This is a genomic window from Streptomyces sp. P5F9, from assembly GCF_057961495.1.
In genome coordinates, this window is sequence record NZ_JBXVPZ010000244.1 from 1 (window position 1) to 14,250 (window position 14,250).

The following is a 14,250-nucleotide window of genomic DNA, read 5'->3' on the forward strand; positions in this document are numbered from 1 at the left end:
GCGGGGCGTCACCGGGATCGCCGTCGACATGGGCGACTCGCTGGGCAGCCCGGCCACGATCACCGCGACGGCGCGGCCCGGGCCGGTGGTGCAGCTGGGTGGCACCGCCGAAGTCACGGGCGGCGTACGGCTGCCGTAGTCGGCCCGGGCCGGCCTGAGCGGGGCCGATGAAGTCCGGTGAGGTACAGCGGCCCCTAAGGGGCGCGGGGCTGTATCGATATGCGGCTCCGCCGCGTGAGCGCGACCAGCCACGACGGACCCGCGGACGACGTACCGGACTCCAGCGGAGTGCTCAGCTCGCCCGGACCCTCGCCAGCACCTCGCGGATCAGGTCGGCGCTGATCGTGAAGTGGCCCCGGGCGATCTCCTCGGCACGCTCGGGCTCGCCCGCGGCGATGGCCTCGTACAGGGCCTTGTGGTCCTCGCCGCCCTGGTGGAAGTGGGTCTGTTCGCCCTTGCCCCAGGGTTCGACCGGGAAGCCGAGGCTGATCCGGGCCAGCAGGTCCTGGCTGAGCATGACGATCTGCGGGTTGCCCGTGGCGGCGCGGACGGCCCGGTGGAAGGCGCTGTCCGCGGTGTGCGCGTCGCGCTGGGTGCTCGCGGAGAGGTAGGCGGACAGGGCGTCCCGCATCGGTTCGAGGTCCTTGCTGCTCCGGCGCCGGGCCGCCGTCGCGGCGACCATGCCCTCGACCAGGCCCCGCAGGTCGAAGAGCTGCTCGAACTCCTCCCACCGGGGCAGCAGCGTGTGCCGGACCGCGGCGGCCGTCGACTCGGTCCAGCTGTCGCGGACGTAGGTCCCGCCGTTGCGGCCGCGGCGGATCTCGACGACGCCGACGGCCTGGAGGCGAGCGACGGCCTCGCGCACAGTGGGGCGGCTGACCCGCAGCAGACCGGTGAGTTCGCGCTCGGCCGGCAGCCGTTCGCCGGGCAGGAAGTCGCCGACGGCGATCGCGGTGAGCAGCCGGTCGGATACCTCGTCCACCGCCGAGGCCACCCGCACCGGGCGCAGCGCGGAAGTCGGGGAGCCGCCGAGGAGGACACGGTCGAGGACGCGCGAGAACTCGTCCCCCGCTTCGGATGCCTCAGGTACGGATGTCAGCTGTCCTCCCCTTTCGGTGCCGCTTCTGTAAACGCGGGCGGGCCACGTGAACTCGTCGTTACGTCTTGCCCAGCCCACGCTAAAAGGTCTTGTGCGCTGACCTTTTACCCAATCACCATCACAGCCATCCGTCACTTCCTTTTCCGTTTCCACCAGAGGCCGACTCGCGTCCGGCCCGCCTGGGAGGCCCTCGCGTGGCGATTCCCGAACCGAATCACACCGGCACCGTCGACTTCAACGGCCATTCGACCTGGTACCGGGTCACCGGCGAACCCGGCAGGACCCCCTTGGTCGTCCTGCACGGCGGACCCGGCGCCGGTCACAACTACACGCTCAGCATCGCGGGCATCGCCGAACAGGGCCGCCAGGTGGTGCACTACGACCAGCTCGGCACCGGGCTGTCCACCCATCTGCCCGACGAGGGCGCCGACTTCTGGACCGTCCAGCTCTTCCTCGACGAACTCGACAACCTGCTCAAGGAGTTGGGCATCGCCGATGCCTATCACCTCCTCGGTCAGTCCTGGGGCGGCATGCTCGCCGCCGAGCACGCGGTGCGCCGGCCGGCCGGGCTGCGCGGGCTGGTCATCGCCAACTCCCCCGCGTCCATGGAGCTGTGGCTCGCGGCGGCGGCCGAACTGCGCGCCGCGCTCCCGCCCGAGGTCCAGCGGACCCTGCTCGCCCACGAGGCGGCCGGGACCACCGACCACCCCGACTACCTCGCCGCCGAGCAGGTCTTCAACGAGCGCCATGTGTGCCGGCTGATCCCCAACCCGCCCGAGGTGCAGGCCACTTGGGAGAACATCGCGGCCGATCCGACCGTGTACCACACGATGAACGGGCCGAACGAGTTCCATGTCGTCGGCACAATGAAGGACTGGTCCGTGATCGACCGGCTGCACCTGGTCGAGGCACCGACCCTGCTGGTGTCCGGCCGGTACGACGAGGCGACTCCCGAGACCCTGCGCCCGTTCGCCGATCACATCCCCGACGTGCGCTGGCACATGTTCGAGCGCTCCAGCCACATGCCGCACGTCGAGGAGGAAGAGCTCTACCTCCGGGTCGTGGGCACCTTCCTCGACTCCACCGACTGAGCCCCTTCGGCCCTCCCCCGGCCGACCCGACAGCCCTTCCTCCGACTGGAGTTCCCTGGATGTCCCGCAGCACGAGACGAGGCGCGTTCGCCGCCGCCACCGTCGCCCTCGCCCTGACCACCGCCGCCTGTTCGTCCTCCGACAGCGGCTCCTCCGCCGACGCGAGCACGTCCGCGTCCTCGTCGACGGCCGGCTCCACGGCCTTCCTGCCGCAGCACAAGGGCGGCACCCTGAAGCTCGTCGCCCACGCGGCGGCGGGCAGCTTCGATCCGCAGGTCAACTACACACTCCAGTACTGGCAGTTGTACCAGTCGATGTACGACGGGCTGCTGTCCTTCAAGAAGATCGGCGGCCAGGAGTCGTTCACGGTCGTCCCGGACCTGGCCGCGGCCATGCCGAAGGTCACCAACGGCGGGAAGACGTACACCTTCACGCTCCGCAAGGGCATCACCTTCTCCAACGGCAAGGCGCTGACCACCGACGACGTGGTGGCGTCCTTCCAGCGCATCTTCAAGGTCTCCAGCCCCACCGCGGGCACCTTCTACAACGGCATCGTCGGCGCCACCGCATGCCTCAAGACCCCCGCGTCCTGCACCCTCAAGGGCGGTGTGACCGGCGACGCCACGGCGAACACGGTCACCATCAACCTCACCGCGCCGGACTCGGAGTTCCCGTACAAGCTCGCCGTCCCGCACGCCAGCATCCTGCCGAAGGACTCGCCGACGAAGGACGCGGGCACAAAGCCGCTGCCGACGACCGGCCCGTACATGGCGGCCTCCTACGACCCGAACCGTGCGCTGAAGCTGGTGCGCAACCCGCACTTCAAGGAGTGGTCGCGGGAGGCCGAGCCGCAGGGCTACCCGGACCAGATCGACTACACCTTCGGGCAGACCGTCGAGTCCGAGGTCACCGCCGTCGAGAACGGCCAGGCGGACTGGATGTTCGACCCGCCGCCCGCCGACCGGCTCAACGAGATCGGCACCAAGTACACGTCCCAGGCGCATGTGAACCCGCTGACCGCGTTCTGGTACGCCACACTGAACGTCAACTCGGCCCCGTTCAACAACAAGTTGGCGCGCCAGGCCATCAACTACGCGGTCGACCGGTCCGCCGTGGTGCGGCTGTACGGCGGCACCAACCTCGCCTCCCCCGCGTGCACGATCCTGCCGCCGGGCTTCCCCGGGCACGTCGACTCGTGCGACTACACCAAGGGCGGCGGCAAGACCTGGACGGCCGCGGACCTGGCCAAGGCCAAGGCGCTGGTGAAGAAGTCCGGTACGGCGGGGCAGGCGGTCGGCATCGTCGTGCAGGACGACGACGTCAACAAGTCGATCGGGCAGTACCTGCAGAGCCTGCTCACCCAGCTCGGCTACAAGGCGACGCTCAAGCCGCTGTCGGCAAACATCCAGTTCACGTACATCCAGAACACCAAGAACAAGGTCCAACTCGCCCTGACGTCCTGGTACCAGGACTATCCGGCGGCCTCGGACTTCCTCAACGTGCTGCTGTCCTGCGCCGCGTTCCACCCCGGCAGCGACTCCAGCATCAACATCTCGGGCTTCTGCGACAAGGGCATCGACGCGAAGATGCAGACCGCGCTGAAGACCGCGCAGACCGACCCGACGGCGGCCAACAAGCAGTGGGGCGCCATCGATCAGGCGGTCATGCAGCAGTCGCCGGTCGTCCCGCTGATCAACCCGAAGATCATCGACTTCACGTCGAAGCGCCTGGGCAACTACAGCTTCAGCAAGCAGTTCTACATGCTCGTCGGCCAGACGTGGGTCAAGTGAGCACCACCGCACCCGAGTTGGCCACCGCCGAGGCCCGGCGCTCGCCGGGCCCCTGGCGGACGGCCGGCGCCGACCTGCTGCACAACAGGTCGGCACTGGCCGCAGCCGTCGTCCTCTTCCTCGTCGTGCTGGCGACCTTGTGCGCCCCGCTGTACGCGCACCACATCGCCCACACCGACCCCTTCCAGTCCCATGTCTCCGGCACCACGGTCGTCGACGGGAAGACCGTGCCGGTGCTCACCCCGAGCAGCACCGGCCTCGGCCTCGGCGTCACCCCGATCGGCCCGACCTGGGACCCCGCGCACTACTTCCTCGGCGCCGACAACCAAGGGCGTGACGTCATGGCCCGGCTGCTCTACGGCGGCCGGACGAGCCTGTTCATCGGCTTCACCGCCGCCCTGCTCACCTGCGCCCTCGGTACGGTCGTCGGAGTCGTCGCCGGGTACGCGGGCGGGGTGATGGACGCCGTCATCTCCCGTGTCCTGGACGTCATTTGGGCCTTCCCCGTGTACCTGCTCGCGATCTGTCTCTCGGTCGTCCTGCTCACCGACGGGCTGCACCTCGGCCCGCTCACCGTCGAGGCGGGGAGTCTCTGGCTGCCCGTCGCGATCATCACGGCGATCTATGTGCCGTACATCGCGAGGCCGTTGCGCGGGCAGGTGCTGGTGCTGCGCAACAAGGAGTACATCCAGGCGGCCATCGGCTCCGGGGCACCGACCGTGCGCATCCTGCGCCGTGAGGTGCTGCCGAACGTACTGCCCACGGCGATCGTGTTCGTCCCGCTGATGACCGCGCTGGCCATGCTCACCGAGTCCGCGCTGTCCTTCCTGTCCGTCGGGGTCCAGCCGCCGGACGCCAGTTGGGGCACGATCATCGAGGACGGCCTCGGGCTGCTCTACACCCGGCCCGCCGTGACGATCGCGCCCGGCCTGCTGATCGCGCTGACCACGGCGGCCCTCAACGTCCTCGGCGACGGCGTGCGCGACGCGCTCGACCCGGGCGCCCGGCTGCGCGGAGGGGTGTGACGGTCATGCTCCGGTTCATCGTCAAACGCTTCGCGTCCGCCTTGCTGGTGATGTTCGCGATCAGTGTGCTGGTCTTCCTGATCTTCTTCGCCACACCGGGAGTCGACCCCGCCGCCCGTATCGCGGGCCGCAACGCCGACCCGGCCACGCTCGCCCAGGTCCGGCACTCCTTCGGCCTCGACCGCCCCATGCCCATCCGCTACTTGCTGATGATGCGTCACCTGCTGATCGACCGCGACCTGGAGTCGTTCGTCAACCGCGGCTCCCGTGTCATCCCGCAGATCGTGCAAGCCACCCCGGTGACCCTGTCGCTCGTCATCGGCGCCGCGCTGATCTGGATGACGGCCGGGATCATCATGGGCACCGCCGCGGCGGCCCTGCGCGGCAAGGCGGCCGACCCGCTGATCATGCTCGTCGGCGTGGTCGGGGTCTCCCTGCCGGCCTACTGGCTCGGCGAGGTCGTCAACCTCATCACCCAGAAGCAGCTGCACAGTTCGGTGTTCTCCTGGGTACCGCCACCGGGATACGTGGACCTGAGCCACTCCCCCGGCCAGTGGGCCCTGCACCTGCTCTTCCCCTGGCTGACCCTCGCGCTGCTGTACGCCGGCATCTACGCCCGGCTGCTGCGCGGCGAGGTCGTCAGCGCGCTGAACGAGGACTACGTCCGCACCGCGCGCGCCAAGGGCCTCTCCGAGCGGCGCATCCTGATCCGGCACGCCCTGCGCTGCTCCCTCATCCCGATCGTGTCGCTGTTCGGCCTGGACTTCGGCGCGTTGGTGGGCGGCGCCGCGCTGCTCACCGAGGTGGTCTTCGGCCTCCCCGGTATCGGCAAGCTGACCTTCGACGCCCTGCAGAACCTGGACCTTCCCGTGATCATGGGGACCGTCCTGTACGCGGCGTTCTTCGTGGTCCTCGCCAACGCGCTGGTGGACATCCTGTACGCCCGACTCGACCCGAGGGCCCGCCATGCCTGACCAACCCCTGCTGGACGTACGCGACTTGAGGGTGTCCTTCCGCACCCGCCGAGGCTCCGTCACCGTCGTCGACGGTCTGTCCTTCTCGGTGTCACCCGGCGAAATCCTGGGCGTCGTGGGCGAGTCGGGCTCCGGCAAGAGCGTCTCGATGCTCGCCGTACTGCGCCTGCTGACCAGTCCGAACGTGACGGTCGAGGGCGAAGTCCGCTTCCGTGGCCGGGACTTGCTCACTCTTCCCGACAAGGAGATGCGGGCGGTACGCGGCCGGGAGATCGCCATGGTCTTCCAGGACCCGATGACCGCGCTGACCCCCGTGTACACGGTGGGCTGGCAGATCGCCGAGCAGATCCGGGCGCACGAGAAGGTGTCCCGCAAGGAGGCCCACACGCGTGCCGTCAGCCTGCTCTCCGACGTCGGCATCCCGGACGCGGCCTCCCGCGCGAACGCCTACCCGCACGAGTTCTCCGGCGGCATGCGCCAGCGCGCGGTCATCGCGATGGCCCTCTCCTGCGGCCCCGCGCTGCTGATCGCCGACGAGCCGACCACGGCGCTGGACGTCACCGTCCAGGCCCAAATCCTGGACCTGATGCGGGAGTTGAACACCCAGGGCTCGGCGGTGGTCCTCATCACGCACGACATGGGCGTCATCTCGCAGATCGCAGACCGGGTGTTGGTCATGTACGGCGGCCGGGCGGCCGAGGAGGGCCCGCGCCGGGCGGTGTTCCACGGACCGCGGCACCCGTACACGTGGGGGCTGCTCGACTCGGTGCCCCGGGTGGGCGGGCCCCGGCTGCGGCGGCTGCCCACCATCGCGGGGATGCCGGTGGCGCCGGGGAGTCTGCCGGAGGGGTGCGCGTTCGCGCCCCGGTGCCGGTTGCGGCACGAACGGTGCGAGGAGCGGCCGGTGTTGAGAACGGGTTCGGTCTTCGAGCCCGGCGCCGACCTCGGTGACAGCGCCCACCGCGACGCCTGCTGGCTGCCCGAGGACGACCGCGCCTCCCTGCGCCTGACCTCGCGCGCGGCGGCGACGGACGTACCGGACCTGGAACGAGAGGCGACACCATGAGCGCGCTGACGACGTCGACCGAGGCGCTGCTGCGCGCCACGGACGTCACCAAGCACTACCCCCTGCGCGCGGACGGGCTCTCCCCGCGCCGCAAGGTGCTGCGGGCCGTGGACGGTGTGTCGTTGGAGGTGCGCGCCGGTGAGACGCTCGGCATCGTCGGCGAGTCGGGGTGCGGCAAGTCCACGCTCGGCCGTTGCCTGGTGCGGCTCACCGAACTCACCGGTGGCCGGGTCGAGTTCGACGGCCGGGACATCAGCACCCTGTCCACGCGGCGGCTGCGTCCCGTCCGTCCGGGCATGCAGCTGGTGTTCCAGGACCCGCAGGCCTCACTCAACCCTCGCCGTCGTGCCGGGGACATCGTGGCGGAGCCGCTGCTCGTGCACCGGTACGGTGACGGGGCCGCCGTGCGCCGTCGGGTCGCCGAGCTCTTCGACGTCGTAGGGCTGGCGGCGGCCCATCTGGACCGGTATCCGCACGAGTTCTCGGGCGGGCAGCGGCAACGCATCGGGATCGCGCGGGCGTTGGCGACGAACCCGAAGCTGATCGTCGCCGATGAGCCGGTGTCCGCGCTCGATGTGTCCATCCAGGCGCAGGTGTTGAACCTGTTCGCCGATCTACAGGAGGAGTTCGCGCTCACCTACGTGTTCATCGCGCACGACCTCGGTGTGGTCCGGCATGTGTCGGACCGGATCGCGGTCATGTATCTCGGGGAGATCGTCGAACTCGCCGAGACCGAGGCCCTGTACAAGGAGCCCGCGCATCCGTACACGCAGGCGCTGCTGTCGGCCGTACCGGACATCGACGACGGCACGTTCACCGACGAGGTTCCCCGGGAGCGGATCGTGCTCACCGGGGAGGTGCCCAACCCGGTGGACAAGCCGACGGGGTGCCCGTTCCGGACCCGGTGCCCTTACGCGCGTGAGCGCTGTGCCGTGGAGCGGCCCCGGCTGACGATGACCGCCTCCGGCCGTCACACCGCCTGCCACTTCCCCTTGATCGACTGAGGGTACGGCGGGCGGACCCTGCATGATGGCCCGTATGCACCTCCGCATCGACGCCGTCGACCTGCCCGGCCGTACCTTCCCCGCCCCCGCCGACAAGCCCGTCTCGACGTACGACGACGTCCATGTCGCCGTGCAGCGCCGGGACCGGCCGGCTGAACTCCTCGACCCGCAGCCGGGGGACGCCGCGTCCGCGACCTGGACGCTGGAGTGCACTGCGGAGGCCACGCCGGACGGCATCGTGGTCACGGGCCCCTATGTGCAGCACCGGATGGGTCTGCGGTTCGTCTATCTGTCGTGGGGGACGGTTGACGCGGCCGGTGTCTTCACCATGTTCCGGCGCGCCAAGGTCATGCTCGACTCGGTGCCGGACGACGTCCTGGCCACCGCCGCAGCCGACGGTCTGCTGGTCGGGCGGCTCGGTCTGACCGACGCGAACGGCGGCCCGCTGTGTGCGCGGGTGGATCCCCCGCACATCACCTGGACCGCCGAGCGCGTCGTATAGCGCCCGTCAGGACGCCGAGTCCTTCTTGTTCGTCGCCAGCCGGTACGCCTGGGTCGGGGTCATCGCGACGCCGTTCAGGCTGACCGTCTTGTACGTGCTGACCTTGGCGCAGGACTTCGACTGGTCGGCGGTCGAGGCCTGGGCGTTGGAGGTGGCCGCCTTGGTGTCGGCGGGGGCCGGGGACGAACCGCCGCCGGGGTATGTCGTGCCGCTGGGCCAGTCCGTGCCGATCACCAGGGTCAGGCCGGTGCCGGTGCCCTGCTTGAGGTGCGAGGAGGCGAGGCCGATCGCCTTCGCCACCGTCTGGGCCTCGGCCTTCTGACCGGTGCCGTAGGTGAGCGTGGTCGTGGTCGCGCTGACGGAGGCGTTGCCCGTGGTGGTGTCGGAGCTGAAGCCGCCGTCTATCAGGGAGGTCGCGACCGTGGAGGCGCGTCCGCTGATGCTGGTGCCGTTCTCCACGGTCACGGCGATCTGCGCGGTGGGTACGGCCGCCGCCGTGGCGGTCGCGGTGGCCGCCGAGGACTTCTTCCCGGACGAGGTGGTCAGCGACTGGTCGTTGGCGATGGTCGCGAACAGGCTCTTCGCCGCCGTGGCCGGCACGACCCGGTCGGCGTTGTTCGGGTCGGCGCCGGTCTGCATCGTGGTGAACGTCATGCGCTTCGTCGGGACCTTGTCGAGGTCCGCGGCGAGCCCGATGAGCTTCTTGACGGTGCCGAGGCCGGTGTCCACGGTGAGCGCCTTGGTGGCGGCGTCGGCCAGGTTGTAGACCGCCGTGGGGTCGGTGAGCGTGCCGGCGCTCTTGAACTTGCGGATCATCGCGCTCAGGAACAGGTGCTGGGAGACGGTACGGCCGAGGTCGCTGCCGTCGCCGAAGCCGTGCCGGGAGCGGACGAACTCAAGCGCCGCGTTGCCCTTGAGGGTGTGGGTGCCCTTGGCGAGCTTCAGGTGCGAGTAGGTGTCGTAGACGTCGGCGTCGACGCACACCGAGACACCGCCGACCGCGTCGGACATCTTCACCACGCCGGAGAAGTCCATCTGCACGAAGTGGTCGATGGTGATGCCGGTGAGCTGGTGCACGGTCTTGACCTGGCACTCCTGGCCGTACTGCAGCGCGCTGTTGATCTGGCCGTAGTAGCCGGCCGTCGACTGGTTGCTGTCCGGGTCCTTGCAGGCGGGGACCTGGGTCATGGTGTCGCGCGGGATGCTCATCACGGTGGCGTTCGAGCGGTCGGCGGAGATGTGCACCACCATCTCGACGTCCGCGTTGCCGTTCCCGGTCTGCACGCCGGTGGTCGAGCAGCCGCCGCCGAGCTTGCAGTCGGTCGCGCTGCTCCGGGCGTCGCTGCCCATCACCAGGAGGTTGATCGGTGTACGGCCGAAGGCGTCGGCCTTCTCCTTGCCGCCCGCGCCGTCGTCGATCGCAATGCTGTTGATGTTGCCGTTCAGGTGCTCGTAGAACCACCAGCCGGCACCCGCGGTCACCATGATCAGCACCGACAGGGATATCGCGCTGATCTTCAGCACCCGCCTGCCGCCCGGGCTCCGCTTGCCGCGGCGGCGCGAGGCGGCGCGGCCGCGTGCGCGGGATCCGCCGCGCGGGGCCCGCCGGGCCGCGGCGCGGGCGGCGGCCCGGCCGCCGGTCGGCAGCGGTTCGTCGGCCTCACCCGCACGCGGCCTGGGCACGCCTCGTGTGCGGCTGCGCGTGGCATGTCCCACGGGGCCGTCCCCGAGGTCGGTCATCTGGCACTCCCACGTACGGTCGGGCCGTTCAGGCCGTTCGATGCTGCGGCCAGGGGCGCGCGGCCGTGTCGGGTCGGGCGAGGCGGGGGTCCGCTCTCTCTTGCGTGGTTGCGCAATATAACAATCTCAGATGAGAACCCTGTAGGGCCTTTCTCATTTACGGGATATCCTTTTACGTCAAACTCGGTCAACTGATCGGAATCCGTGCGCTGGTGATGGTCATCGGGGTACCGGTCACGGCGATGAGACAGAAGCGCGGATGCGACCCTCCCGGCACCCGCCGCACACCGCCGGGCGGCTTCACGACGTACGTCGCGGAGGCGTGCGGGGCGAGGCTCGCGGGGCCGCCGGAGGCGGTCCACCAGTCGGAGGCGCCCTGTCCGAGGCGGCTGGCGAAGTGGGGGGTGAGCCGGGTGCCGGTGATGTTGACGACCCGGACCGTGAGACCGGTGATGTCCAGGTGGCCGGACCGCTCCGCGAAGCTCGGTGTGACGTTCATCCGCAGCGGCGGCGCACTGGCCGCCGCGACCGTCGCGCACACCACGGCGGGCGTGACGAGTCCCACCGCGAGGACGGCCTTGGCCCGGTGGCCGGTGATGTGCGGGATACGGGGCTGCCAGGCCGAGGCGAACGCGGAGGCCGGGACGGTGGCGGCCGCCGCGAGCCACAGCGGGGTCATCATCAGGAAGTAGCCGTCCTGGGACCGGGTGGCGAGGTAGAAGCTCAGCCAGGGCAGCACGGTGATCGCCGGGCCGAGCCGCCGTACGAAGAGCAGCGTGGCGGCGAGCAGGCCGAACAGGAGCAGCAGGCTGCCGTAGGAGTAGTAGTCGAGGTGCCTGCTGCCCGCGGTGAAGTAGTAAGAGATCCCCATGAGGCCCTGGCCGTGCAGGATCGCCTTCTGGGTGAGCGGGAGCAGCAGGCCGTGCAGCCAGGTGGGGAAGTCCTGGGTGGCGAAGTAGGCGTTGATCGCCGCCCAGGTGAGGGCGGCGGTTCCCGTGTAGCGGGCGATCACACCGAGGGCGAGCCGAGGGCCGAGGTCGCCGCGGCGGACGGCGTGGAGGCCGATGAGGAGGAACGGCGTGAGGAACCAGGCGAGTTGCTGGGTGGCGCAGGCCGCGCCGAGGCAGACGGCCTGCGTGACTCCGGGGAGTCCGAGCCGGCCGCCGGCGCCGGTGTCGGGCCAGCGGACCACCACCGGGACGAGGAGCGCCAGGGCGAGGACGGCGGGGTAGCCGGAGTAGGCGTAGCCGGGCAGGAAGCCGAAGCCGAGGCACACGGCGGTGGCGCCGGACCGCCAGGGGGCCGGGAGCAGCCACCACAGCAGGACGGCGCCGCCGAGCAGCGCGCCGGTGGTGACGAGGGTCGCGGCGGCCGTCGAGTGGACCACGGCGTGGACGGGGGCGGCGAGCAGCGCGGTCAGGGGTGGATAGCCGTAGGTGTAGTCGGCGCCGCCCGCCATGGTCTTCGTGATGCCGACCGCCGAACGGTCGAACAGCCACGGCCAGGGCTGGCCGTAGATCGGATGTCCGTGCAGGATCTCGTGGGCGGCCTGCGCGGTGAGCACGCCCTCGTCGGTGCCTGCGTGGTTGAGCCAGTACCCGCACAGCACCAGCACGACGGCGAGCAGCAGGACGCCCGCGTCCACCCGGGTCAGGGCCCGCCGGGTGCGCGCGGTGAGGGCGAGGACGCCGGCGACGAGTATCCCGGCGTAGCAGACGGAGATGATCCCGGCGACGGGCGGATGGGACGTCATCGCCCTCGTCCAGGCGTCACGGGTGCCGATGAACAGGCTGATCGCGGCGATCAGCGTCATCCCCCGGTGCAGTTGCTGCGGCACTGCGGGCTCGGTCGCCGGCGGCCGTGCCGGCAGCGGCCCCGCCACGGCGGGCGCGTCACGCCGCCTCAGCCGCAGACCGCCGCCGGCACGGGGACCGTCATCCATGGCGTCCTTCTCCTCGCTCCGTCCCCGTCGGTCGGCAGTTCACTCCGGGGCAACCTCCACTACACGTCGTAGAGGTGAAAGGAGCCGACGAGGTTCACCGGGGGAAGGAAAGAGCTGGGGAAGAATGTGCCGACATACGGGGCGGGTCGACGCGTCGGCCGCCGCGAAGTGGAAGGCGTTCCTCAAGAGCCGGGCCCGCAGACCTCGTTGCTCGCGCGCGGGTGATGTGGTGGCCGCCGGCATCGCCGCACCGGACGGGCGCAGCGGCCTCGGCGAGCTGCGCACCCCCGTGATCGACCCGTCGGACCGGGGCGTGAATCCAGCCACCGCGGGCGCACCGTAACTCCCCGACCTCTTCACACGGTTGGGGCGGAGACGCGCCAACTCCCCTGCCCGTACGCCGTCTTGCAGGGCGAACTTTGCGGCATCAGCAGACGACAGTCGCGCCAACTCTGGATTTCCGGTGCGTTGCGAGATGCGGCAAATAGGTCCTATGCCGCGTAACCAGAGCCCGATCTCTTCATAGGAACCACCAGAGAACCGTTTCAGCAGGCCACGTTGGGCGTCAGACGTGACGTGATTACACCGCATTAAGGATGGTGGCGTAGGGTGGCTGACCGTTAACTGTCGCATTCCTTAACGGACTTGACGGTTAATGAGCGCTGCGCGCCGTGTGTCCCACCCGGTTGATCGAGAGGACTCCGATGCCCGAAATCCCCTCCTATGCTGTGCCCTCGGAGCCCGATCGATTGACCGGATCGAGCTCCGCGCGAAACAGACACGCCCGGTCTTCCATCCAGGACGGACCGTCGGATTCGGCCACTCGGTCGCGCACGGTCCGGCTCGCCGTACTGCCCGCCGCCGCGATGGCGATCCTCGCCGCCGCCGTCGTCCTGGTCGTGCTGCGCACGCAGAGCGGCTTCGCCGACGGGACGACCTGGACGGTGCTCGCCGTCGCCGCCGTGCTCGGTTGCGGAATCCTGTTCGCGGGCGTGCGGCTCGGGCGCAGCGAGGCCGCGGGGATCTCGCAGCAGTACGCGTCGCTGCGCCGTACGGTCGCCACCGGGCAGGCCGATCTGCAGGACGTGCTGCAACGGCTGGAGCGGGGCGAGCCGGTGGAACAGGTGCCGTTCACGCACCAGCCGCCGTCGGGGACCGACCCGCTCGGCAGGCTGACGTACGAGATAGGTGTGGGCCTGTGGCAGGCCCGTACCGTCGTCGCGCAGACCGCGCAGCTCGCCCGGGCCTCCGCGCCGGACAGCGAGGAGCGCGTCGAGGTCTTCGTCAACCTCGCCCGGCGTCTTCAGTCCCTGGTGCACCGCGCGATCAACATGCTCGACCAGCTGGAGAACGAGGTCGAGGACCCGGAGCTGCTCAAGGGCCTCTTCCACGTCGACCACCTCGCCACCCGCATCCGCCGCCACGCGGAGAACGTCGCCGTCCTCGGCGGCTCGGTGTCCCGCCGGCAGTGGACCCGCCCGGTGACGCTGACCGAGGTGTTGCGTTCCTCGATCGCCGAGGTCGAGCACTACTCCCGGGTCAAGCTGGTCCCCCCGATCGAGGGCACCCTGCGCGGCCACGCCGTCGCCGACGTCATCCACCTGCTGGCCGAACTCGTCGAGAACGCCACGACGTTCTCCGAGCCGCAGACCCAGGTGCTGATGCGCGCCCAGCGTGTGACCGCCGGACTCGCCGTCGAGGTCGAGGACCGCGGACTGGGCATGCCCACGCAGGAGCAGGCCCGCATCAACACCCTGCTCGCCGAGCCCGACCGCATCGACATCAGCAAGCTCCTCGCGGACGGCCGTATCGGCCTGTACGTGGTGTCCGCGCTGGCCCGCAGGCACGGCATCGCGGTCCGGCTGCAGAGCAACATCTACGGCGGCATCCAGGCCATCCTGGTCATCCCGCGCGGCCTGATGGGCGACGAGCCCGGCGAGATAACCGCCCAGGCGCAGTACCAGGAAATCGCCGACATGTCCCGCCCGGCCCAGGCCGCCCCGTCCCCCCACCAGGC

General features: G+C 70.2%; 12 protein-coding genes. 9 read left to right on the plus strand and 3 right to left on the minus strand.

Annotation, left to right across the window (positions count from 1 at the left end):
- Positions 1–292: 292 nt before the first annotated feature.
- On the minus strand, positions 293–982 hold the full coding sequence (locus AC31A1_RS31325; RefSeq protein WP_489656558.1) for a FadR/GntR family transcriptional regulator: 690 nt from the start codon (positions 980–982) through the stop codon (positions 293–295).
- 311 nt (positions 983–1,293) lie between these two features.
- Here AC31A1_RS31325 and AC31A1_RS31330 point away from each other — a divergent pair, with 311 nt between their 5' ends.
- From AC31A1_RS31330 to AC31A1_RS31360, 7 genes are read left to right on the plus strand one after another with little or no spacing between them, the layout of a single operon-like run.
- Positions 1,294–2,190, plus strand: a complete 897-nt coding sequence (locus tag AC31A1_RS31330; protein WP_489656559.1) for a proline iminopeptidase-family hydrolase — start codon at positions 1,294–1,296, stop codon at positions 2,188–2,190.
- 59 nt (positions 2,191–2,249) lie between these two features.
- Positions 2,250–3,980, plus strand: coding sequence for an ABC transporter substrate-binding protein (locus tag AC31A1_RS31335; protein ID WP_489656560.1), 1,731 nt, complete (start codon positions 2,250–2,252; stop codon positions 3,978–3,980).
- Positions 3,977–5,005, plus strand: coding sequence for an ABC transporter permease (locus tag AC31A1_RS31340; RefSeq protein ID WP_489656561.1), 1,029 nt, complete (start codon positions 3,977–3,979; stop codon positions 5,003–5,005). Before AC31A1_RS31335 ends, AC31A1_RS31340 begins: the two co-directional genes overlap by 4 nt.
- A 5-nt stretch (positions 5,006–5,010) precedes the next feature.
- Positions 5,011–5,979 (plus strand): ABC transporter permease, encoded by a 969-nt coding sequence (locus AC31A1_RS31345; protein ID WP_489656562.1) that lies wholly within the window; start codon positions 5,011–5,013, stop codon positions 5,977–5,979.
- Complete coding sequence (locus AC31A1_RS31350; protein WP_489656563.1) at positions 5,972–7,045, plus strand: ABC transporter ATP-binding protein; 1,074 nt, start codon at positions 5,972–5,974, stop codon at positions 7,043–7,045. The genes AC31A1_RS31345 and AC31A1_RS31350 overlap by 8 nt, the downstream gene beginning before the upstream one ends.
- On the plus strand, positions 7,042–8,049 hold the full coding sequence (locus AC31A1_RS31355) for an ABC transporter ATP-binding protein (protein ID WP_489656564.1): 1,008 nt from the start codon (positions 7,042–7,044) through the stop codon (positions 8,047–8,049). The genes AC31A1_RS31350 and AC31A1_RS31355 overlap by 4 nt, the downstream gene beginning before the upstream one ends.
- Positions 8,050–8,083: 34 nt before the next feature.
- The gene (locus tag AC31A1_RS31360; RefSeq protein WP_489656565.1) at positions 8,084–8,551 is read left to right on the plus strand and encodes a DUF5990 family protein; all 468 of its coding nucleotides are present in this window, start codon (positions 8,084–8,086) and stop codon (positions 8,549–8,551) included.
- A 6-nt stretch (positions 8,552–8,557) separates the two neighbouring features.
- Here the strand turns inward: AC31A1_RS31360 and AC31A1_RS31365 are convergent, their stop codons facing one another.
- Both AC31A1_RS31365 and AC31A1_RS31370 read right to left on the minus strand, forming a co-directional pair.
- On the minus strand, positions 8,558–10,291 hold the full coding sequence (locus tag AC31A1_RS31365; RefSeq protein WP_489656566.1) for an LCP family protein: 1,734 nt from the start codon (positions 10,289–10,291) through the stop codon (positions 8,558–8,560).
- A gap of 187 nt (positions 10,292–10,478) precedes the next feature.
- The gene (locus AC31A1_RS31370; RefSeq protein WP_489656567.1) at positions 10,479–12,233 is read right to left on the minus strand and encodes a hypothetical protein; all 1,755 of its coding nucleotides are present in this window, start codon (positions 12,231–12,233) and stop codon (positions 10,479–10,481) included.
- 124 nt (positions 12,234–12,357) lie between these two features.
- Here AC31A1_RS31370 and AC31A1_RS31375 point away from each other — a divergent pair, with 124 nt between their 5' ends.
- Positions 12,358–12,576 carry a hypothetical protein gene (locus AC31A1_RS31375; RefSeq protein WP_489656568.1) on the plus strand — a complete coding sequence of 73 codons (219 nt, stop codon included), beginning with the start codon at positions 12,358–12,360 and terminating at the stop codon, positions 12,574–12,576.
- Positions 12,577–13,099: 523 nt separating this feature from the next.
- The coding region (locus AC31A1_RS31380; protein WP_489656569.1) for a sensor histidine kinase at positions 13,100–14,250 on the plus strand (1,151 nt) is incomplete at its 3' end.